This is a genomic window from Pseudomonas sp. B6002, assembly GCF_013385985.1.
In the GTDB taxonomy this organism is placed as follows: Bacteria; Pseudomonadota; Gammaproteobacteria; order Pseudomonadales; family Pseudomonadaceae; genus Aquipseudomonas.
The window spans coordinates 17,172-40,365 of record NZ_JACAOY010000017.1; the positions used below are offsets into that span (position 1 = coordinate 17,172).

A 23,194-nucleotide genomic window follows, 5' to 3' on the forward strand; every position below is an offset into this window, starting at 1 on the left:
ACAGGTTCCTGGTGTCTCAGACCCGGCGCGCAAACGTATCGCTATGGCTGCCCGACACTTTGCGGCAGTGCACCAGTGCATCGCGGATCATGAAGTTGACCAACGTCGGCGAGACGCCCAGTTCCTTGGCGATGTCCTTTTGCGGCACGCCGTGCAGGCGGTACATCTCGAACGCGTAGCGGGTGCGCTGGGGCAGCTCCGTCAGGGCGTCGGCGATGTTTTCCAGGGTGTTGAAATTGATGTGGGAGGTTTCCGGTGAAGCGCCGTGAATGACCACATTCAAGCCTTCCTCTTCCGTCCCGGAGTATTTGAGCTCCAGGGCTTGCTTGCGGTAGTGATCGATCGCCAGGTTGCGCACGATCTGGAACAGATAACTCAATTGGGCCTTGAACGATGAGGTGATAGTCGGCGCCGATTGCAGCCGGAAGTAGGCGTCCTGCACTACGTCTTCGGCACGGGAGCGGCACCCGGTAATGCGTGCCGCGATCTTCACCAGAATCAGTCGATTGTCGACGAATGCCTGAAGAAGCGGTGAGTCGCACCTGCCTGTGGTTACTTGTTCCGTCATGGAAATCACCTTGTCGCAAAAGAGGTTAGGGGAGGGCGTCCTTGCTGAGGCCTCCTACACATCGGGCAACAAATTATGCTTAATGATAATGATTGTCAAATGAGAAGGCGAACTAATCTTATGCTTTCTTGTTCGGTGTGAACCACGTCTCACGCACCCCCGGCGACTAATTATTTGCCGGTGCCGTCCGTTCTTCTGGGTGACAGGTCCGTTAGCAAAACGGCCAAGGATCCGTACCCGCAGGAGAACGAAATGGGTTTTTATCGTGCATACAGCGTGTTTCAGTTTGGAGTCGTCACGCGATGACCACGCCGACTCGACTGCGCCTGTTCTGCCTGCCCTATTCGGGTGCCAGCGCCATGGTGTACGCACGCTGGCGCCGAGTCCTGCCTGACTGGTTGCAAGTGTGCCCGCTGGAATTACCCGGCCGTGGCATGCGCATGGATGAGCCCTTGCAGCGCGATATCAAGGCCTTGGCCGCGCAGCTCGCCGATGAAATCAGCCGCGACCTGGACGGCCCTTACGCGTTGTTCGGCCATAGCCTCGGTGGCCTGCTGGCGTTCGAATTGGCGCACGCGCTGAATGCACGCAACGTCCCCGCGCCATTGGCCTTGTTTGCGTCCGGCACTGCGGGCCCTGCGCGTCGTGACGTCAGCGAATACGCCGTCGAAAAAACCGACGAACAACTCGTCGCCCGACTGCGCGAACTGCAAGGCACCGCCGAAGAAGCCCTGGCCAACCCCGAACTGATGCAGTTGATGCTGCCGATCCTGCGCGCCGATTTCCTGCTGTGCGGCAGCTTCACCTATGGCGAGCGTGCGCCGCTGGGCATGCCGATCCATGTGTTCGGCGGCAAGCAAGACAGCGTGCGCGCCGACCAGTTGCTCGACTGGCAAATCGACGCCGCCAGTGGTTTCTCCCTCGATCTGTTCGACGGTCACCACTTCTTCCTTGTGCAGCACGAAAGCGCCGTGCTGCGTTGCCTACGCCGCTATGCCGACGAACACCTGGCCCGCTGGCGCAATGGCGCGGCGCGGCAACGTGTGGCCGGCTGAACACTCCCGAATTCCCGATTTTCCCGTAAGCCGATTTCAGGCAGGAACCCCATGATGGACGCCTTCGAACTCCCCCAAACGCTGGTCCAGTCCCTTCAACGTCGCGCCGCGCAGACCCCGGACAAGACCGCCCTGCGCTTCCTCGCCGACGCTGCCGAGCACAACGTGGTGCTCAGCTACCGCGACCTGGACCAACGCGCCCGCACCATCGCCGCCGCCTTGCAGGCCAATGCGGATTTGGGCGACCGTGCCGTGCTGTTGTTCCCCAGCGGCCCGGATTACGTCGCGGCGTTCTTCGGTTGCCTCTACGCGGGCGTGATCGCGGTGCCGGCGTATCCGCCTGAATCCACGCGCCGTCACCATCAGGAGCGCCTGCTGTCGATCATCAGCGATGCCGAGCCGCGCCTGCTGTTGACCATCGCCAGCCTCGCCGAGGGCCTGTCGCAGATTGAAAATGCGCCCCCCGTCTTGAGCGTCGACAGCCTGGAAAATACCGGCGATTGGACTGGCCCGGTCCTGCACCCCGACGACATCGCCTTCCTGCAATACACCTCCGGTTCCACCGCCTTGCCCAAGGGCGTGCAAGTCAGCCACGGCAACCTGGTGGCCAACGAAGTGCTGATCCGTCGCGGTTTTGGCATCGACCTCAACCCGGACGACGTGATCGTCAGCTGGCTGCCGCTGTACCACGACATGGGCCTGATCGGCGGCCTGCTGCAACCGATCTTCAGCGGCGTGCCGTGCGTGTTGATGTCGCCGGCCTACTTCCTCGGCCGGCCGTTGCGCTGGCTCGAAGCGATGAGTGAATACGGCGGCACCATCAGCGGCGGCCCGGATTTCGCCTACCGCTTGTGCAGCGAGCGGGTCAGCGAGTCGGCCCTCGAGCGCCTGGACCTGAGCCATTGGCGCGTGGCTTATTCCGGCTCCGAGCCGATCCGCCTCGACACCCTGGAACGCTTCGCCGAGAAGTTCGCCACCTGTGGGTTCACCCCGAACAACTTCTTCGCTTCCTACGGCCTGGCCGAGGCCACTTTGTTTGTGGCCGGTGGTACCCGTGGCCACGGCATCCCGGCACTGCGTGTTGATGAGCACGCCCTGGCCGCCAACCGCGCTGAACCGGGGCAGGGCAGTGCGATCATGAGCTGCGGCACCAGCCAGCCGGACCATGCGGTGCTGATCGTCGACCCCCACACTCTCACGGAACTGGCCGACAACAGCGTCGGCGAACTCTGGGCTACTGGCCCGAGCATCGCCCACGGCTACTGGCGCAACCCCGAGGCCACCGCCAAGACCTTCGTGCAACACGCCGGCCGCACCTGGCTGCGCACGGGCGACCTGGGCTTTATCCGCGAGAGCGAGGTGTACATCACCGGCCGCTTGAAAGACCTGCTGATCGTGCGCGGCCACAACCTCTACCCGCAGGACATCGAGCAGACCATCGAGCGCGAAGTGGAAGTGGTGCGCAAGGGCCGTGTCGCGGCATTTGCCGTGAATGACCAGGGCCTGGAAGGCATCGGCATCGCCGCTGAAATCAGCCGCAGCGTGCAGAAAATCCTGCCACCCGAAGCGCTGATCAAGGCGATCCGCCAAGCCGTGGCCGAGGCCTATCAAGAGGCGCCAAGCGTGGTGGTGTTGCTCAACCCCGGCGCGCTGCCCAAAACCTCCAGCGGCAAGGTGCAACGTGCGGCCTGTGCCCTGCGCCACGCCGATGGCAGCCTCGACAGCTACGCGCAGTTCCCCGGCCTGCAAGCGCACGCTGGCGACGCAGCGCTGGAATCCGAATTGCAGAGCCAGATCGCAGCGATCTGGTGCGAGCAACTGCACGTGGCAACGGTCGCGGCGGATGATCACTTCTTCCTGCTCGGCGGTAACTCCATCACCGCCACCCAAGTCGTGGCGCGCCTGCGCGAGACCCTCGGCCTGGAGCTGAACCTGCGCATGCTGTTCGAAGCCCCGACCCTGCAAGGTTTTACCGCCAGCGTCGCGCAATTGCAGCAGGACGGCGGCGTCGCCCAAGGCGCGATCCATGCCTTGTCGCGCCAGGACGAACTGCCCCAATCCCTGGCACAGAACCGTCTGTGGATCACCTGGCAACTGGACCCGCAGAGCAGCGCCTATACCATTCCCGGTGCCCTGCGCCTGCGCGGTGAGCTGGATGAAGACGCCGTGCGCGCCAGCTTCCAACACCTGATCGAGCGCCACGAAGCGCTGCGCACACGCTTCTATGAGCGAGACGGCCAGGCGTTCCAGCGAGTCGACGCAACCACCGGATTCGACCTGCAAGTCATCGACCTCAGCGACCTGCCCGCCGCCGAGCGTGAGGCCCGCGCGCAACAGATCCGCGAGGACGAAGCACGCACCCAGTTCGACCTGGAAAAGGGCCCGCTGCTGTGGGTGACCCTGGTGCGCCTGGACGATGAAGAGCACCAGCTGCTGGTGACGCTGCACCACATCATCGCCGACGGCTGGTCGCTGAACATCCTGATCGACGAATTCTCCCAGCTGTACGCCGCTGCCACCCAAGGCCAACGCCTGGAGCTGCCGGCACTGGCCCTGCAGTACGCCGACTACGGCAGTTGGCAGCGCCAATGGCTGGCTGAAGGCGAGGGCCAGCGTCAACTGGCGTACTGGAAAGCGCAGTTGGGCGATGAGCATCCAACGCTCAGCCTGGCCACCGACCATCCGCGCTCGGCACAACACCGCCGCAGTGCCGAACGCCACACCGTGCGCCTGGGCGCGAGCCTCAGCGAAGCCATTCGCCGGACCGCCCAGGCCAACGAGTCCACGCCGTTCATGCTGTTGTTGGCGGCGTTCCAGAGCCTGCTCTATCGCTACAGCGGCCAGCGTGATATCCGCATCGGCGTGCCCAATGCCAACCGTCCGCGCCAGGAAACCCAAGGCCTGGTCGGCTTTTTCATCAATACGTTGGTGTTGCGTGCCGAGTTGGACGGGCGCCTGCCGTTCACTGAGCTGCTGACCGCAACCCGCCGAGCAGCGCTGGGGGCCCAGGCTCACCAGGACCTGCCGTTCGAACAACTGCTGGAAGCCTTCCCCCAAGCTCGCGAGCAAGGCCTGTTCCAGGTCATGTTCAACCACCAGCAGCGCGACTTGAGCGCCTTGCGCCGTCTGCCCGGCATGCTCGCCGACGAGCTGCCGTGGCACAGCCGCGAAGCCAAGTTCGACCTGCAACTGCACACCGAAGAGGACCGCAACGGGCGCCTGAGCCTGTCGTTCGACTACGCCGATGAACTGTTCGAAAAGGCGACCATCCAGCGCCTGGCCGAGCACTATATCAACCTGTTGCAGGCCGTCTGCGAGCAACCCCGGCAAGCCATCGGCGACCTGGTGCTGATGCCGCACGACGAACAGGCGCGTTACAGCGAAGCCCCCTGCGCGCCGGCCCAACAGTGGTTGCCCGAACTGCTCAACCAGCAGGTCTCGGACAACACCGCGCTGGTCTGGGATGGCGGCAGCCTGACCTTCGCCCAACTGCACACCCAGGCCAACCGACTGGCCCATTACCTGCGCGACAAAGGCGTCGGCCCGGACGTGTGCGTGGCCATCGCCGCCGAGCGTTCGCCGCAGTTGTTGATCGGCTTGCTGGCGATCATCAAGGCCGGTGGCGCCTACGTACCGCTGGACCCGGATTACCCCGCCGACCGCCTGGCCTACATGCTCAAGGACAGCGGCGTGCACCTGCTGCTGACCCAGACCGCGTTGCTGGAACACCTGCCGACAGCCGAGGGCGTTTGCGTCATCGCCATGGACAGCCTGCACCTCGATAGCTGGCCGACCCAGGCCCCCGGCCTGCACCTGGATGGCGACAACCTTGCCTATGTGATCTACACCTCCGGCTCCACTGGTCAACCCAAAGGCGTGGGCAACACCCATGGCGCCTTGGCCGAGCGTTTGCAGTGGATGCAAGCCACGTATCAACTCAACGACACCGACGTGCTGATGCAAAAGGCGCCGATCAGTTTCGACGTGTCGGTGTGGGAATGCTTCTGGCCACTGATCACCGGTTGCCGCCTGGTACTCGCTGGCCCGGGTGAACACCGTGATCCGCACCGCATCGCGCAATTGGTGCAGGAACATGGCGTGACCACCCTGCACTTTGTGCCACCGCTGTTGCAGCTGTTTATCGATGAGCCGCTGGTGGCTGAATGCACCAGCCTGCGCCGCCTGTTCTCCGGCGGTGAAGCCTTGCCCGCTGAGTTGCGCAACCGCGTGTTGGCGCAGTTGCCGGCGGTGCAATTGCACAACCGCTATGGCCCGACCGAAACCACGATCAATGTGACCCATTGGCACTGCACCGCCGCAGATGGCGAGCGCTCGCCGATTGGCCGCCCGCTGGGCAATGTGATCTGCCGCGTGCTGGATGAGCAGCTCAACCCCGTGCCGCTGGGCGTGCCGGGCGAGTTGTGCATCGGCGGTATCGGCCTGGCCCGGGGTTACCTGGGGCGCGCCGGGTTGACCGCCGAGCGTTTTGTCGCCGACCACCAGGGCGCGCGCCTGTATCGTACCGGTGACCGTGCCCGTTGGACGGCCGATGGGGTTATCGAGTACCTCGGCCGCCTCGATCAGCAGGTCAAGTTGCGTGGCTTCCGGGTGGAGCCGCAAGAAATCGAAGCGCGCATGCTGGCCCTGGACGGCATCGCCCAGGCCCTGGTGCTGGTGCGTGATGCGCAACTGATCGGTTACTACACCGCCCACACCGAGCGGGATGAAGCCGATGTAAAAACCGCCCTGGCTGCCGAACTGCCGGAGTACATGGTGCCCGCGTTGTTGATGCGCCTGGACAGCATGCCCCTGAGCCCCAGCGGCAAGCTCGACCGCCGTGCGTTGCCCGAGCCCGTGTGGCAAACCCGCGAGCACATCGAGCCCGAAACGCCGTTGCAACAGCAGATTGCTGCGATCTGGCGTGAAGTTCTCGGCGCGCCGCGCATCGGCCTGCGCGATGACTTCTTCGCCTTGGGCGGGCATTCGTTGCTCGCCACCCAGATCATCTCCCGCACCCGCCAGGCGTGCGATGTGGAGCTGCCGCTGCGCACCCTGTTTGAAGCCAGCGAACTGGGCGCCTTTGCCGAGCAGGTCGGGCAGATCCAGGCCTCGGGCCAGCGCAACCAGCAAAGCGCAATCGCCAAAGTCGACCGCCGCCAGCCTGTGGCGTTGTCCTATTCCCAGCAGCGCATGTGGTTCCTCTGGCAGATGGAGCCGGACAGCCCGGCTTACAACGTGGGCGGCATGGCGCGCCTGCGCGGCGTGCTCGACGTGGGCCGCTTCGAGGCCGCGTTGCAAGCGTTGATCATGCGCCACGAAACCCTGCGCACTACCTTCCCGAGCGTGGATGGCGTGGCGTACCAGAAGGTCTCGCCACAGACCGGCCTGCGCATGGACTGGCAGGACTTCTCGGCATTCAACGAAACCGAGCGCCAGCAGCGCCTGCAGCAACTGGCCGATCACGAGGCCCACACCCCGTTCAACCTGGAAACCGGGCCACTGCTGCGCGCTTGCCTGGTCAAGGCCGGCGAGCAGGAACACTACCTGGTGCTGACCCTGCACCACATCGCCACCGAAGGCTGGGCCATGGACATCTTTGCCCGTGAACTCAGCGCGCTGTACGAAGCCTTCATCGACGAGCGCGACTCGCCGCTGGCGCCGTTGCCGGTGCAGTACCTTGACTACAGCGTGTGGCAGCGTCAGTGGCTGGAGTCTGGCGAACGCCAGCGCCAACTCGACTATTGGACGCAGCAGTTGGGCAACGAACACCCGCTGCTGGAACTGCCCGGCGACCGCCCACGGCCACCGGTGCAAAGCCACCAGGGCGAGCTGTACCGCTTTGACTTGAGCGATGACCTGGCCGCCCGCGTGCGTGCCTTCAATGCCGAGCGCGGCCTGACCTTGTTCATGACCATGACCGCCACCCTGGCCGTGTTGCTCTACCGCTACAGCGGCCAGACTGACCTGCGCATCGGCGCCCCGGTAGCCAACCGTATCCGCCCGGAAAGCGAAGGGCTGATCGGCGCGTTCCTCAACACCCAAGTGCTGCGTTGCCAGCTCAATGGGCAGATGAACGTCGGCGAGTTGTTCGAGCAAGTGCGTCACACCGTCATCGAGGGCCAGTCCCATCAAGACCTGCCGTTCGACCACTTGGTGGAAGCCCTGCAACCGCCGCGTAGCGCAGCGTACAACCCGCTGTTCCAGGTGATGTGCAACGTGCAGCGCTGGGAATTCCAGCAAAGCCGGCAACTGGCGGGCATGACCGTCGAGTACCTGGCCAACGATGCCCGCGCCACCAAGTTCGACCTCAACCTGGAAGTCACCGACCTCGACCATCGCCTGGGTTGCTGCCTGACTTACAGCACCGACCTGTTCGACGAGCCGCGCATTGCACGCATGGCCGAGCATTGGCGCAACCTGCTGGAAGCGCTGATCGCCGATCCGCACCAGCGACTCAGCGAACTGCCGTTGCTCACCGTCGTCGAGCAACACGCGTTGCAAGACAGCCTGGGTATCGAAAAGGGCGAGCATCGCCTCGACCAGTGCATTCATCAGCTGTTCAGCCAACAGGCCGCAGCCCGTGGCGATGCCCCTGCACTGACCTTTGCCGGCGCTACCCTCAGCTACCGCGAACTGAACGAACGCGCCAACCGCCTGGCCTGGATGCTCCGCGAGCGTGGCGTCGGCCCGCAGGTGCGTGTCGGCCTGGCGTTGCCGCGTTCCCTGGAAATGGTCGTCGGCCTGCTGGCGATCCTCAAGGCCGGTGGCGCCTACGTGCCGCTGGACCCGGAATACCCGCTGGACCGCCTGCACTACATGATCGAAGACAGCGGCATTGGCCTGCTGCTCAGCGACGCGGCAATGTTCGAAGCCCTCGGTGAATTGCCGGCGACGGTGGCGTGCTGGTGCCTGGAAGATGACCTGCCGGTGCTCGCTAACTACCCGTCGGATGAGCTGCCGTTTATCAGCTTGCCGCAACACCAGGCGTACTTGATCTACACCTCCGGCTCTACCGGCAAACCGAAAGGCGTGGTGGTGGCCCACGGTGAGATCGCCATGCACTGCGCGGCAGTGATCGAGCGCTTCGGCATGCGCGCGGACGACTGCGAGTTGCACTTCTATTCGATCAACTTCGATGCCGCCACCGAGCGTTTGCTGGTGCCGTTGCTCAGCGGTGCCCAGGTGGTATTGCGCGCCCAGGGCCAGTGGGATGCCGAGGAAATCTGCGGGCTGATCCGCACCCATCGCATCAACATTCTGGGCTTCACACCCAGCTACGGCAGCCAGTTGGCGCAATGGCTGGCGACCCAGCAACAGACCTTGCCGGTGCGCATGTGCATCACCGGTGGCGAAGCACTGACTGGCGAACACTTGCAGCGCATTCGTGCGGCGTTCCTGCCCGAGGTGTTCTTCAATGCCTATGGTCCGACGGAAACCGTGGTCATGCCGCTGGCCAGCCTGGCGCCCGAGCAACTGGAAGAGGGCGCTGGCAGCGTGCCGATCGGCAGCATCATCGGCGACCGCGTGGCCTATATCCTCGACGCCGACCTGGCGCTGGTGCCCCAAGGCGCGACCGGCGAGCTGTACGTCGGCGGCGCGGGTTTGGCCCAGGGTTATCACCAACGCCCGGGCATGACGGCCGAGCGTTTTGTTGCTGACCCGTTCGCCCATGACGGCGGGCGCCTGTACCGCACCGGTGACCTGGTGCGCCAGCGCGCCGATGGCTTGGTGGAGTACCTGGGGCGGATCGACCATCAGGTGAAGATCCGTGGTTTCCGCATCGAGCTGGGCGAGATCGAAACCCGTCTGCTGGAGCACGAAGCCGTGCGTGAAGCGGTGGTGCTGGCGCTGGATTCGCCGAGCGGCAAACAGCTGGTGGCGTACCTGGTCAGCGATGCCGAGCACGGCGCGCTGCGTGACGCACTGAAGGCTCATCTCAAGGCGCAACTGCCGGACTACATGGTGCCCGCGCACCTGATCGTACTCGACAGCATGCCGCTGACCGCCAACGGCAAACTCGACCGCCGTGCCTTGCCGCAACCGGACCCGGAGGCCAACCGTCAACAGTACGTGGCTCCGCGCAATGAACTGGAAAGCACGTTGGCCGCCATCTGGTGCGCAGTGTTGAACGTGCAGCAAGTCGGCCTGGACGATAACTTCTTTGAACTGGGCGGCGACTCGATCCTGTCGATCCAGGTGGTCAGCCGTGCGCGGCAGGCGGGTATTCACTTCAGCCCCCGTGACCTGTTCCAGCACCAGACCGTGCAAACCCTCGCCGCCGTTGCCACGCGCACCGAGCAAGTCACGGCGGAGCAGGGCGTGCTCACCGGCCGCTCGGGGCTGACGCCGATCCAGCATTGGTTCTTCGACACCGAGATCCCGAACCGCCAGCACTGGAACCAGGCGCTGTTGCTCAAGCCGTTGCAACTGCTCGACCCACATCGCCTGGAGCAAGCGCTGCTGGCGGTGCTGGAGCACCACGATGCCCTGCGCCTGAGCTTCACCTCGCGTGATGCGCATTGGCACGCCGAACACTTGGCCGTACCGCAAGGTGGCGTGCTGATGCAGGCGCAAGTGCGCGACATGGCTGATTGCACCGCGCTGTTCACCGACACCCAACGCAGCCTCGACCTGGAACACGGCCCGCTGTTGCGCGCCTTGCTGGTGGACGGTCCCGAGGGCCAGCAACGCCTGCTGATTGCGATTCATCACCTGGTGGTGGACGGCGTGTCCTGGCGTGTGTTGCTGGAAGACCTGCAAAACGTCTATCGCCAATTGAGCGACGGCCAGTCCGTCAGCCTGCCAGCCAAGACCAGTGCGCTACGCGATTGGGCCGCCCGCTTGCAGGCCTATGCCGGCAGTGAATCCCTGCGTGAAGAGTTGAGTGTGTGGCAACACCAGTTGGCCGGGCCTGACGCGGCATTGCCGGTGGCGCGCCCGCAAGGCTCGCTGCGCAATCGCGATGCCGACACGGTGAGCGTGCGCCTGGGCATCGAACCTACCCGGCAGTTGCTGCAACAGGCGCCGAGCGCGTATCGCACCCAGGTCAACGACCTGCTGCTGACCGCCCTGGCCCGTGTGCTGTGTCGCTGGAGCGGCCATGCGTCGGCGCTGATCCAGCTGGAAGGCCACGGCCGCGAAGCGCTGTTCGATGACATCGACCTGACCCGCAGCGTCGGCTGGTTCACCAGTGCTTACCCGCTGCGCCTGACGCCGCACGCCGGGCAGGGCGACTCGATCAAGGCGATCAAGGAGCAACTGCGCGGCGTGCCGCACAAAGGCTTGGGGTATGGCGTGCTGCGTTACCTCGCGGAGGAGGGGGTCAAGCACGCCATGGCGGCGTTGCCGACGGCAGGCATTACCTTCAACTACCTCGGCCAGTTCGACCAGAGCTTCGGCAGTGATGCGCTGTTCCACCCGCTGGACGAATCCGCAGGCCTGGCCCACGACCCCGATGCGCCGCTGCCCAATGAGTTGAGCGTCGACAGCCAGGTGTACGGCGGCGAGCTGGTGCTGCGCTGGACCTTCAGTCGCGAGCGCCACGATCAACACACCATCCGTGAACTGGCCGACGCGTACCTGGCCGAGTTGCAAGGCCTGGTTGCCCATTGCCTGCAGGACGAGGCCGGTGGCCTGACGCCGTCCGACTTCCCACTGGCACACCTGACCCAGCCGCAACTGGATGCATTGCCGGTACCGGCCGCCGTCATCGAAGACGTGTACCCGCTGACCCCGATGCAGGAGGGCCTGTTGCTGCATACCTTGCTGGAACCGGGCACCGGCCTCTATTACATGCAGGATCGCTACCGCATCAACAGTGCCCTGGACCCCGAGCGTTTCGCCCAGGCCTGGCAGGCGGTGATCGCCCGTCACGAAGCCCTGCGCGCGTCGTTCTGCTGGAACGTCGGCGAAGACATGTTGCAAGTGATCCATAAACCGGGCAGTACGCCGATCGAATACCTGGATTGGAGCAACGACCCGGAAAGCGAACAGGAACCGCGTCTGCAAGCCTTGCTCAAGGCCGAGCGCGAAGCCGGGTTCGATCTGCTCAACCAGGCGCCGTTCCACCTGCGCCTGATCCGCGTCGGTGCCGAGCGCTACTGGTTCATGATGAGCAACCACCACATCCTCATCGATGCCTGGTGCCGTTCGTTGCTGATGAACGATTTCTTCGAGATCTACAGGGCCCTCGGCGAAGGCCGCGACGCGCAGTTGGCCACGCCGCCGCGCTATCGCGACTACATCGCTTGGCTGCAACGCCAGAACCTCAATGAAGCGCGCCAGTGGTGGCAGCAGAACCTGCAAGGCTTCGAGCGCACCACGCCGATCCCGAGTGACCGGCCATTCATGCGTGACCACGCGGGTCACGGCGCCATGGTGGTGGGCGACTGCTACACCCGCCTCGATGCCCGTGACGGTGCGCAACTGCGTGAGCTGGCCCAGGCTCACCAACTGACGGTCAACACCTTCGCCCAGGCGGCATGGGCCTTGGTGCTGCGTCGCGTGAGCGGTGATCGCGACGTGCTGTTTGGCGTGACCGTGGCCGGGCGCCCGGTGGAAATGCCCGAGATGCAGCGCACCGTCGGCCTGTTCATCAACAGCATCGCATTGCGGGTGAAGCTGCCCGAGGACGATCAACCCTGCAGCGTGCGCCAGTGGTTGAGCAGCCTGCTCGACAGCAACATGCAGTTGCGCGAGTACGAATACCTGCCGCTGGTGACCATTCAGGAGCACAGCGAACTGCCCAAGGGCCAGCCGCTGTTCGACAGCCTGTTTGTGTTCGAAAACGCCCCGGTGGAAGTCTCGGTGCTGGACCATGCACAAAGCCTGAATGCCACCTCGGACTCCGGCCGCACCCACACCAATTTCCCGCTGACCGCCGTGTGCTACCCGGGCGATGACCTGGGCCTGCACCTGTCCTATGACCAGCGCTATTTCGACGAAACCACCGTGCAAGGCATGCTCGCTGAGTTCAAGCGCTTGCTGTTGGCGCTGGTGCAGGGCTTCCATGGCGACATGGCCGACCTGCCGTTGATTGGCGAACAGGAACGCGCGTTCCTGCTGGACGGCTGCAACCAGAGCGAACACGCCTACCCGCTGGAACGCAGCTACATCGCGCTGTTCGAAGAGCAGGTGGCCGCGCATCCGCACCGCATCGCCGCCAGTTGCCTGGACCAGCAGTGGACCTATGACGAACTCAACCGCCGCAGCAACGGCCTGGGCCACGCACTGATCGCAGCGGGTGTCGGCCTGGACCAACCGGTGGCCTTGCTGGGCGAGCGTAACCTCGACCTGCTGGGCATGATTATCGGCAGCTTCAAGGCCGGTGCCGGCTACCTGCCGCTGGACCCGGGCCTGCCGAGCCAGCGTCTGCGCAGCATCATCGACTTGAGCCGCACGCCGCTGCTGGTGTGCACCGAGGCATGCCGCGAGCAAGCCATCGAGCTGCTGGACGGTTTCGACTGCCAGTTGCTGGTGTGGGAAGAAATCCCGGCGCGTGGCGAGAACCCTGGCATCTACAGCGGCCCGGACAACCTCGCCTATGTGATTTACACCTCCGGCTCCACTGGTCTGCCCAAGGGCGTGATGGTGGAGCAGCGCGGCATGCTCAATAACCAGTTGAGCAAGGTGCCGTACCTGGACTTGAGCCCGGTGGACGTGATCGCGCAGACCGCCTCGCAAAGCTTTGATATTTCCGTGTGGCAGTTCCTCGCTGCGCCGCTGTTTGGCGCACGGGTGGACATCGTGCCGAACACCCTGGCCCATGATCCCCAGGGCCTGCTGGAACATGTGCAGGCCCAGGGCATCACGGTGCTGGAAAGCGTACCGTCGCTGATCCAGGGCATGTTGGCCCAGGACCGTGTCGGCCTGGACGGTCTGCGCTGGATGCTGCCGACCGGTGAGGCGATGCCGCCTGAATTGGCGCACCAGTGGTTGCTGCGTTACCCGGAGATTGGGCTGGTGAACGCTTATGGTCCTGCGGAATGCTCGGATGACGTGGCGTTCTTCCGCGTCGACCTGGCCTCTACCCGTGGCACTTACCTGCCGATCGGTACACCGACCGACAACAACCGTTTGTACCTGCTCGATGGCGCACTGGAGTTGGTGCCGCAAGGCGCCGTGGGTGAGGTGTGCGTGGCGGGCACCGGCGTCGGTCGCGGTTATGTCGGCGACCCGTTGCGCACGGCGCCGGTGTTTGTGCCGAACCCGTTCGGCGCACCGGGTGAGCGGCTGTATCGCACCGGCGATTTGGCGCGCCGTCGCAGCGACGGCGTGCTGGAGTACGTCGGGCGTGTCGACCATCAGGTGAAGATTCGCGGTTACCGCATCGAACTGGGTGAAATCGAAGCGCGCCTGCATGAGCAACCGGAAGTCCGGGATGCGGCGGTGGGCGTGCAGGAAGGCGTCAACGGCAAGCATCTGGTCGGCTATCTGGTGGCGGCGGATGAAGCATTGAACCCAAGCGAACGCCTGGACCGCATCAAGCAGCGCCTGCGTGCCGAATTGCCGGAATACATGGTGCCGCTGCACTGGCTATGGCTCGACCGCCTGCCGCTCAACGCCAACGGCAAACTCGATCGCAAGGCGCTGCCGGCCCTGGAGATCGGCCAGTTGCACTGCCAGGACTACCTGGCGCCGCGCAACGAACTGGAAACCACCTTGGCTGCGATCTGGGCTGAAGTGTTGAAAGTGGAGCGGGTTGGGGTGCAGGACAACTTCTTCGAACTGGGCGGGCATTCGTTGTTGGCCACGCAAATTGCCTCGCGGGTACAGAAGACGTTGCAGCGGGATGTGCCGCTGCGGGCGATGTTCGAGTGCAGCACGGTGGCGGAGTTGGCCGAGTACATCGATGGGTTGGCGGCCAATGAGATCAGTGCCGAGAAGGTGGATCGGTTGAGTGATCTGATGGCGGAGTTGGAGGGGTTGTAAATCTACCATTGATCGGAAAAGGCAGTGTTTCCGGTCGGACCTGTCAGTTCTCACAGTTGGCGAAGGCGTGCTTCAAGAGCTCACTTCAGGAGGAAGCCCTGGGCCTTTATCGGGCTCGGGCATTCCCTCTTCGAACACGGAGTTCTTACCATGGCTAAAAAGATTTCAACACCTGAAGCGCGATCGGCCATTGCCAAAGCACCACACAAAAAAAACGCGAAGCCCAAGGCGCTGGAGGTTGAAAGCCCATCAATCTCCAGTGAGTTGGAGGGTGTTGTTGAACCCTCGCGAATGGAGGGGAGTTACCTGACTGTCGATCCACGTATGGATGGCGGACCGATCACCGTCCACTTCAGCACAAAAGAACGGCCTGGACCGACGTTTGAAGACATCCTGGACGACAGCGACGAGCCGGGTGCCAGGAACATTCATATTCCACTGGTCTACCTGACGACCGCCATGGGGTTCACGCTGCTGGTGTCCTATGAGGGGACATCACAGGGGCAGCCTGCTGCTTCGCGAGTTAAGGAATTCGGGGTTTCGTTCTACCCGGCCAGCGAAAGCGAAGACCTGGCGCCTCGGCTGCTGCACGAAAAAATCGTCCACAACACCCCGACTTACGACATGCATGACCACGCCGGGGATGAAACAGTGCTTGTGCCTGTCCCTCTTCTGGCCAAAAAGGGTGACAAGGTTTATTGCACGGCTGTCACTGAGCAGGACGCTATTCCCTACACTTTTTATACCGTGGTGTATGGCCACGTGTTAACGGAGGAAGAGGCCGTCGCCGGGCACGTACTCAAATTCTTTATAGCCCGTGGCTGGCTGGCACGCCGCAAGCCCTGGCGCTCCATCACCCTTCAATCTGCCTGGATAACCAGCGGTTTGGCGGCCGAGCCCCCGGCTGATATCGACCCTCACCTTGAGACGCGCCTGCCGGCCAACGCCCTCGAAATCCAGCGCCGTCGCACGGCTGCGTTGATCGTTGATCATGGGTTGGACCTGCTGCCTCCTCATCTGCGGCAGTCTGTGCAATACAACGGTGGATGGTGCCTTAACCCCGAACTCACCAAGGCTGGCGGGAACGTTGACGTTCCCGGCTTCGACAGTTATGCCGACGATGTCGTCTGTTTTCATGTCAGTGGTCCAGGTTTTGGCACGAAGCCTCTTGGCTGCGTGACAATTGAGCAGGACGGCGACCTTGCTTCAATTGAGCTCTCGGCGTGTGACATTGCCTGTTTCTTCGGTAAAACGATGACGCTGGGCTACACAGTTCAATTTCCCAATAGCGAAGGGTCGCAGCCATCACCAGAGCAGAGCGTTAACGTTTCAGTGCCCCAGCTCCCTCATTCCGATATTGAGGAAGCCACTCAAGGGACGGTGGACCTTGTTACATTCTCGGGGAATGCCACGGCCCTGGTGCCGGTGTGGAGCTATGCCGAGTGCTCAAATCGTTGTTGGATGTGGTTGATAGGTAAGCGCGCAGAGGGGGGAACCTCCCGGTTCGATATTCTAACGAGCGAGCCCGTGACGGATGAATGGAAAAACAAAGGGGTTGAAGCGTTTGTTTTGAGGGCTGAACTGCAGAAGCTCGACGATTGCAGCGTGTTTGAACTGCATTTCGCGGCAGGTTTTTGTGACACCACTGATTTGGCGGGAGCCCATGAATTCCCTGTTCAGACGTTCGAGATCGAACAGGAGCCTTTGGTGCTGCTTGCGCCTAAGGTGACTGAGGCGGTCGGCTCGGACTTGACCGCCTACAACGGGCGCAATGGCGTGCATGTCGAAGTGAATTACGTCGGCAATGATCCGCGCCACAGCATCAGCGTCTGCTGGAAAAAACCGGACGGTACTTGCTGGCCATTGGCATCAAAACCCGGCAGTAACACCGCAAGTGTCGTCTTCACGCTGCCTGCGGAAGCGGTGATCGAAAGCATGGGCAAGACCGTCCCGATTACGTACACCGTGACAACCGCGTGCAAACTGCAGACGTCGCTGCCGTTGAACTTGGATATCACCTTGCCGGTACGGCTGGAAACCCCCAACGTGTTGGAGGCCACACCGCCCAGGACTCAGAACGCCGTTCTGGACCTGAGGGCGTTTGCCGGAAATGCCAATTCCCTTGAGGATCCGATGTGGTTTCTGCGGGCCGGGCAGAAGTGCTGGTTGTACGCTACCGGTACTGGGGTAAATGGCTCCCCTTACACGTTCACTGTCTATGCGGGTAGAGCTATTACTGCGACGGAGGCGACAGCTGGGGTGGCGGGCCCTGTACTGCGCACGGAGTTGTCCAAGTTGAGGAGCAACAGCTCGTTAACCTTGACATTCAAGGTGACACCCGACGGCAGCTTGAATGAGAGCAATGCGGTGGTATGCCCTCCGCGAGTATTGACAGTGCGTTTGCCATTGGATGATTTCACTACCTTTTCCGGTAACAACTGGAACGGCTGGCTCCCCGGGCCTGCGTCTTTGGGGGAGATGAGATACGCCTCGTACTTTGGCAAGCCTTGCGTGGCGAATGGGACAGCAAGTACTGCTGCGGTGGGCAATGTTCTTTATAAAGACTTTACCGGGCTTTTGGTCGGTGCGACCTATGAGTTCAGCATTCTTGCCTGCACCTATAACGGCGCTGCTCCATTGCCAAGATTGTCGCTGAGAGCCGGGACTGGGGCTGTAACGGCAGTCACAACCTTTTATTACATGGCGTGGACACCACTGAAGGGAACGTTTGTTGCGAATGCAACATCCATGCGACTAGAGATCTGGAGTCATGAATCGACGGGTATTTCTGGCAATGACTATGCGATCACTGATATTCGGGTTCGTGGATAGTCAAAGCCCCCTTTTGCCTTTAACGATGCTCCTGCCTTTTGGCAGGAGCTTTTTTTCATGCAGGCCCTCAAAATCATTCCCGGTGAAATCAGTGCCGAGAAGTGGATCGGCCGAGGGATCTGATGGCGGAGTTGGAGGGGCTTTAATCTTCACTGCCTGTCAGAGCGCTATCGCCAGCAAGCCGGCTCCTACAGTGGGAACGCGTTTCACCTGTAGGAGCCGGCTTGCCGGCGATGGCGTCTGCCTGGACGCCGCTTATTTCGGCCCGAGGATCTTCACCAACTTATCCGGCGACGGTGCCCCTTGCTGTTGCTGCAAGCCACCCTTGTCATCCAGGTAGAAAATCGCCGGCGTCGCCGACAATTCCAGCTCATCCATCAACTTCATGTTGGCATCGAGTTTGGCTTCGATATCGGCCGGGATCTTGTCCAGTGCCTGCAACTTGCTGCCTTTGCCGGCGGCTTCGTGTTCTTCCAGGGCTTTTTGCGGGTCTTTGGCGGCGAACAGCGCGGCGGATTTGCCTGGGCTGTCTTCGCGGATGATGCCGACCATGATGTGGCGCAACTGCACCTTGCCGGCCTTCACCCACGGGCGGGCCTGTTCCCAGAACATGTTGCAGTAGGGGCAGTTGGGGTCGCTGAACAGGTAGACGATGCGTGGCGCGTTTTTGTCGCCGTCCTGGATCCAGCTGCTTTTTTCCATCTTGGCCCAGACTTCCTTGGCCATCGGCGCGTACACCAGTTTTTCCAGGGGCGCGCTGCTCAGGTCATTGCCCTGGGCGTCGTACAGGTTGCCGGCGATCACGTTTTTACCGTCGGCGGTCAGGTACAGCGCCATGCCACGGTTCTGGTATTGCGCGGCGTAGCCAGTGAGGCCGCTGGGCGCGTCGAATTTACCGAGGATCTTGGCACCCTTGGCCTCGATCTGTTTGATCGGAGCAGGCCACTCTTCGGCCTGGGCCAGGGTGGCCGCGAGCGTCAGCGGCAGCGAGATCAGCAGGTGGCGGAGGCTTGGCATGTCGGTTTCCTTATTGTGGCGTCGAAGGGTTCCATGGCACGGGCCAGGCTGGCCTGGGACAGTTCGCCCAGGTGGCTGTTGATCAGCCGCCCATCGGCTTGGTAGAACAGGGTAGTCGGCAAGGCCATCGAGCCCACGGCCTGGCCGAGGCGACCGCTGGCGTCGAACAGCACGTTGTCCAGCGTCAGGCCCTGGGTGGCCAGGAAGGTGCTGACGCTTTGCATGCTTTCGGCCTGATTGACGAACAGGAAGGTCACGTCGGGGCGTTGGTGCTGCGCGCGCTCCAGCACCGGCATTTCGCGTCGGCATGGCGGGCACCAGGTGGCCCACAGGTTGATCACCAGCGGGCCGCCTTTGTAGTCGGCCAGTTGCACCACGTCGCCATTGGCGTTACGCAAAGTAATTTCAGGCAGTTGCGAGCCCTTGTCATAGAGGCTCAGGGACAAACTGGTCAGGCCCCAGAACACCAGGCCGGTGACCACTCCGGCGCTTAGCGGCTTGCGCAGGGCCGGGCGGCGCCAGCCGTAGGCCAGGGCGCCGAGTATCAGCACGATCACGCCGGGCCAGGCGAGGAAACCCCCGTCGCGCAGGTCGACCATCTGCAGCCAGTCGTTGCGGTAATCGCTCCAGTACATCAGCACAAAGCTGATGCGCGCCGCCAACATGCCCAGCAGGAACAGGCTGAACAGCACCGATTCCGGGTTCTCGCCGCCACGCTTGGCCACGCGCCAGCCCACCACGGTGGCCAGGATCAGCGCGCTGATCAGCAGGATGTGATTCAGGGCGATGGCGAAAGTACCGATGGTCAGGGTCAGCATCAGCGCGCGTCTCGGGTTTGCGTCCAGCGTTGCAGGAAGGCGGCAGCATCCATTTCGCCGGTGATGCGTTGGGCGCGGCGTTCTTCACCGTCCGGGCCGATCCACACAAAACTTGGCGGCCCTGGCACTTTGTAGCGGCCGAGCAGCTCGCGGCTGGCGGCGTTGTCGGCGGTGACGTCCAGGCGCAGCAGGCGCACGTCCTTGAGCGCGTCCATCACCTCGGGTTTACCGAAGACCTGTTTTTCCATGATCTTGCACGACACGCACCAGTCGGCGTAGTAGTCCACCAGCACCCACTGGCCCTGGGCCTTGGCGCTGTCGAGCTGGCTTTGCAGCACGGTCGGGTCGTTGATCGTCATGAAGGCGTCGTGGGCGCTCGGTGCAGCCGCCACTGTCGAGCCGCTGTAGACCTTCAGCGGTTGCCACAGGTCATCGCTGCCACCGGCCGCACCCACCACCAGCACTGCGCCCCACAGACCCAGCACCAGGGAGCCGGCACCGAAAACCTTGGCGGCCAGGCCGTATTCGCGGGCCAGGGTCCAGCCGCAGTAGGCCATGATCAGGGCCAACGCCCCCCACAGGCCGATCCACAGGCTGGCATCGATCACCGGGCGGATCATCAGTACCGCGCTGCCGAGGAACAGGAAGCCGAAGATACCCTTGACCAGGTTCATCCAACTGCCGGACTTGGGCAGGACACCGTTGCCCAGGGTCACGAGTAACAGCAGCGGCACACCGATGCCGATGCCGAGGGTGAACAGCGCGAGGCCGCCAAATACCACATCGCCGGTTTGGCCGATGTACAGCAGCAGGCCTGCCAGGGGGGCCGTCATGCAAGGGCCCACCACCAGGGCTGAGAGGGCGCCGAGGATGCCGGCCCCCACCATGCTGCCACCGCTTTGCTGGCGGCTGAGGTTGTCCAGGCGATCACGCAGGAATGCCGGCAGTTGCAGTTCGAAGAAGCCGAACATGGGCAGCGCCAGCAACACAAACAGCGTCGCAATGGCGCCGAGCACCCAGGGTTGTTGCAGCCACGCCTGCAAATTGGAGCCCAGCAAGGCTGCCACGACGCCCAACGCGGCGTACACCAGGGCCATGCACACCACGTAGCTGCCAGCGAGGGCGAAACCGCGTCGCGGGCTGGCACCACTACCCACTACCAGGCCAGCGAGAATCGGCAACATGGGCAATGAGCAAGGCATGAACGCCAGCCCCAAGCCGAGTACGAAAATAGCCAGTAACGCCCAGAACAGATTTTGTTCACTGAGGAACCTGGCGATTTTCTGGTCGTCGGCCGTACCAACAACCGCTGCGGGCTTGGTTGACCCACCCAGGTCCACGGTGATCGACTGCGGCGGGTAGCACAGGCCAGCATCGGCGCAGCCTTGCCAGCCCAGCTTGACCTGGCCGGTGGCGCCGGCCGGGATCTTCACTTCCAGGCCCTGGCGGTACACTTGCTGTTCGCCAAAGAATTCGTCGCTGTGGGCTTCACCCTGCGGCAGCGTCGGTTTTTCGGCCAGGCCGTCGAACTTCATGCGCTGCTGGTACAGGTAGTAACCGTCGGCAATCTGCCAATACAGCTGGGTTTCGCCACTTTCCAGGCGCTCGGAGGTAAAGGTGAAGGCTTTGCCCACCGGGAGAAAGTCAGGTTTGGTCTCAAAAGGATTGCCTGGCGCTGCCTGGGCGAATCCTGCGAACAACACCAGCAAAAAGGTAAACAGATGCCGCATGGTCAAGCCTTAGTTCGTTGCAAGTCAGCACACAATGTGTGGCGTTGATTAACCGATGATTAACCGAAGCTATTCTAAAGTGTAGGGAAAGTCTGAGCGCGCCTCTTTTCGCGGCATAATCGGCGCTTAATCCGTGGCCTCTTTAATTCCCCCATCTTTCATGAAGGGTTCAGCATGCACGTACTGGTCTGTGAAGACGACGAACTGATCGCCAGCGGCATCGTGGCTGGCCTCACCGCCCAGGGCTTTACTGTCGAACGCGTGGGTACGGCTTCTGCCGCGCGCGCGATGCTCAAGGCGGCCACGTTCGACATCATGGTGCTCGACCTCGGCTTGCCCGATGAAGACGGCCTCAAGCTGCTGCAGCAACAGCGCAGCCAGGGTCTGGAGATTCCGGTGCTGATCCTCACCGCCCGCGACTCGGTGACCAACCGCGTCGACGGCCTGCAAGCCGGTGCCGACGATTACCTGCTCAAACCCTTCGACCTGCGCGAACTCGCTGCGCGCCTGCAAACCCTGCTGCGGCGGGTGGCGGGGCGCAGCGTCAACCTGATCGAGCATGGCCGCCTGGCCTATGACCCGAGCAGCCGTGAGACTTTCCTGGGCGGCGAGCCGGTGGACCTGTCCCGTCGCGAGCAGGCACTGTTGCAAGCGCTGCTGCACAACAAGGGTCGCGTGCTGTCCAGCGAGCAGCTCAAGGACAGCGTCTACGGGTTCAATGACGAACTGGAAAGCAACGCGCTGAACGTGCACATCCACCACCTGCGCCGAAAATTGGGCAACGGCATTGTCGAGACCGTACGCGGCCTGGGTTATCGCCTCGGGCCGGCAGATGCGGGTGGAGAGGACGCTTCGTGAAAAGCCTGCGCCTGCGCCTGACGTTCAAGCTGGGCGCTGCCTTTGTGCTGATCTGGGCCCTGGCAGCCGCCTGGATGCTCAACGACCTGCGCAACCAGATGATGTTTTCCCTCGACCAGCGCCTGGTGGCGTCGGCGCGCATGGTGGCCGGGCTGACCGAGCAGATGCCCGGCCTGGCCAGCGTGAGTGGCGGCACGCATTTGCGCACCGAGCAATTGAACGTGCCGGGCGGCATGGCCTGCCAGGTCAGTTCCCTGCGCGGGGAAATCCTGGCACGCAGCCACACCACGCCGGATGAAGGGCTGGAGTCGCGCAAAAGCGGTTTTCGCGACCAGATGATCGATGGCGTGGGCTGGCGCAGTTTCACCCTGTCCCGGGGCGACCTGCTGATCACCACCGCTGACCGCCAAGTGGAGCGTGAGGCGCTGAACCTGTCGATCCTGCTGGCGGCTTCGGTGCCGGTGGGCGTGGCGTTGCTCGGTTGCCTGTGCCTGCTGTGGCTGGGGATCGGCCAGAGCCTGTTGCCGCTCAATCGCATGCGGGACGCCTTGATGCGCCGCAGTGCCGATTCCCTTGAACCGCTGCAGATCCATCCGCTGCCCAGCGAGCTCAAGCCGCTGCTCGACACCCAGAACCAACTGCTGCAACGCATCGCCAAGACCATCGAGCGCGAGCGCCGCCTGACGGGGGACGCCGCCCATGAACTGCGCAGCCCGCTGACGGCGATCAAGACCCACCTGCAAGTGGCGCGCATGACCGACGGTGCCGCGCGGGACCAATCCCTGGCTCATGCCGAGGAGGGCGCCGACCGCCTGCACCGCACCCTTGAACAGTTGCTGTTGCTGGCTCGGGTGGAAGGCAGCCTGTCGTTTGACGACGGTTTGCAGTCCAGTGCCGAACAAGTGGCACGCCTGGCGATCCAGGACGCCAACGCCGGGGACAACTCGCGCATCGATCTGATCCTGCCGGAAGGTCTCAGCGACCGGCCGGTGGAAATGCCCGTGGGCCTGGCCGTTGCAGCCTTGCGCAACCTGTTGGACAACGCCCTGCGTCACACGCCGGCCGATACGCGTGTGGAACTTAGTGTATTCACCGACGCCGAGCACGTGGTGTTCCGCGTGCGTGACCACGGCAAGCAGATCTCTGCCGAAGACCTGCAATACCTGACCCAGCGTTTCTGGCGCAATGGCAGCAGCGAAGGTTGCGGCCTGGGCCTGGCCATCGTGCAAGCGATTGTGCAGCGCTGCTCCTGCTCGCTGAAGTTCGACAGTCAGCCCGATGGCTTGCGGGTCGACCTGGGAATGCCGCTGCGTCGCTGATTTCTTTTCTTTCAGGTGCCAATTAGTTACCGCCCGCTTGAGGTTCAACGCTTCAGGATGGCGGTAA

9 protein-coding genes are annotated in these 23,194 nt (G+C 63.0%); 5 read left to right on the forward strand and 4 right to left on the reverse strand.

Annotated features, from left to right (window positions below; translation table 11 throughout):
* Positions 1–16 precede the first annotated feature (16 nt).
* On the reverse strand, positions 17–568 hold the full coding sequence (locus tag HX792_RS21830) for an RNA polymerase factor sigma-70 (protein ID WP_176998039.1): 552 nt from the start codon (positions 566–568) through the stop codon (positions 17–19).
* A 302-nt stretch (positions 569–870) separates the two neighbouring features.
* Between HX792_RS21830 and HX792_RS21835 the strand changes: the two genes are divergently transcribed.
* The 3 genes from HX792_RS21835 (at position 871) to HX792_RS21845 (ending at position 17,385) form a co-directional block, all read left to right on the forward strand.
* Entirely contained in the window at positions 871–1,623 is a 753-nt protein-coding gene (locus HX792_RS21835) for a thioesterase II family protein (RefSeq protein WP_176998040.1), read from the forward strand.
* A gap of 51 nt (positions 1,624–1,674) precedes the next feature.
* Positions 1,675–14,553 (forward strand): non-ribosomal peptide synthetase, encoded by a 12,879-nt coding sequence (locus HX792_RS21840; protein WP_176998041.1) that lies wholly within the window; start codon positions 1,675–1,677, stop codon positions 14,551–14,553.
* A 150-nt stretch (positions 14,554–14,703) separates the two neighbouring features.
* Positions 14,704–17,385 carry a hypothetical protein gene (locus HX792_RS21845; protein WP_176998042.1) on the forward strand — a complete coding sequence of 894 codons (2,682 nt, stop codon included), beginning with the start codon at positions 14,704–14,706 and terminating at the stop codon, positions 17,383–17,385.
* Positions 17,386–17,640: 255 nt separating this feature from the next.
* Here HX792_RS21845 and dsbG read toward each other — a convergent pair whose 3' ends face one another.
* Genes dsbG through dsbD form a run of 3 tightly spaced genes read right to left on the reverse strand, consistent with a single transcriptional unit; the run spans position 17,641 to position 20,950 of the window.
* A complete protein-coding gene (gene dsbG, locus HX792_RS21850) occupies positions 17,641–18,402 on the reverse strand; it encodes a thiol:disulfide interchange protein DsbG (protein ID WP_176998043.1) in 762 nt (253 codons plus the stop codon).
* Positions 18,378–19,220: a TlpA disulfide reductase family protein gene (locus tag HX792_RS21855; protein ID WP_176998044.1), complete on the reverse strand. Its 843-nt coding sequence runs from the start codon at positions 19,218–19,220 to the stop codon at positions 18,378–18,380. Before HX792_RS21855 ends, dsbG begins: the two co-directional genes overlap by 25 nt.
* Positions 19,220–20,950: a protein-disulfide reductase DsbD gene (gene dsbD / locus HX792_RS21860; RefSeq protein WP_176998045.1), complete on the reverse strand. Its 1,731-nt coding sequence runs from the start codon at positions 20,948–20,950 to the stop codon at positions 19,220–19,222. Before dsbD ends, HX792_RS21855 begins: the two co-directional genes overlap by 1 nt.
* Before the next feature lie 174 nt (positions 20,951–21,124).
* On the opposite strand from dsbD, the gene HX792_RS21865 reads away from it, so the two are divergent.
* Both HX792_RS21865 and HX792_RS21870 read left to right on the forward strand, forming a co-directional pair.
* Complete coding sequence (locus tag HX792_RS21865) at positions 21,125–21,808, forward strand: response regulator (protein ID WP_176998046.1); 684 nt, start codon at positions 21,125–21,127, stop codon at positions 21,806–21,808.
* Entirely contained in the window at positions 21,805–23,127 is a 1,323-nt protein-coding gene (locus HX792_RS21870) for an ATP-binding protein (protein WP_176998047.1), read from the forward strand. Before HX792_RS21865 ends, HX792_RS21870 begins: the two co-directional genes overlap by 4 nt.
* Positions 23,128–23,194: the final 67 nt, after the last annotated feature.

Coding starts and splice junctions, on each gene's coding strand:
- HX792_RS21855 (WP_176998044.1), bottom strand. CDS start 19,220: ATGCTGACCCTGACCATCGGTACTTTCGCCATCGCCCTGAATCACATC.
- HX792_RS21835 (WP_176998040.1), top strand. CDS start 871: ATGACCACGCCGACTCGACTGCGCCTGTTCTGCCTGCCCTATTCGGGT.
- dsbD (WP_176998045.1), bottom strand. CDS start 20,950: ATGCGGCATCTGTTTACCTTTTTGCTGGTGTTGTTCGCAGGATTCGCC.
- dsbG (WP_176998043.1), bottom strand. CDS start 18,402: ATGCCAAGCCTCCGCCACCTGCTGATCTCGCTGCCGCTGACGCTCGCG.
- HX792_RS21830 (WP_176998039.1), bottom strand. CDS start 568: ATGACGGAACAAGTAACCACAGGCAGGTGCGACTCACCGCTTCTTCAG.
- HX792_RS21845 (WP_176998042.1), top strand. CDS start 14,704: ATGGCTAAAAAGATTTCAACACCTGAAGCGCGATCGGCCATTGCCAAA.
- HX792_RS21865 (WP_176998046.1), top strand. CDS start 21,125: ATGCACGTACTGGTCTGTGAAGACGACGAACTGATCGCCAGCGGCATC.
- HX792_RS21840 (WP_176998041.1), top strand. CDS start 1,675: ATGATGGACGCCTTCGAACTCCCCCAAACGCTGGTCCAGTCCCTTCAA.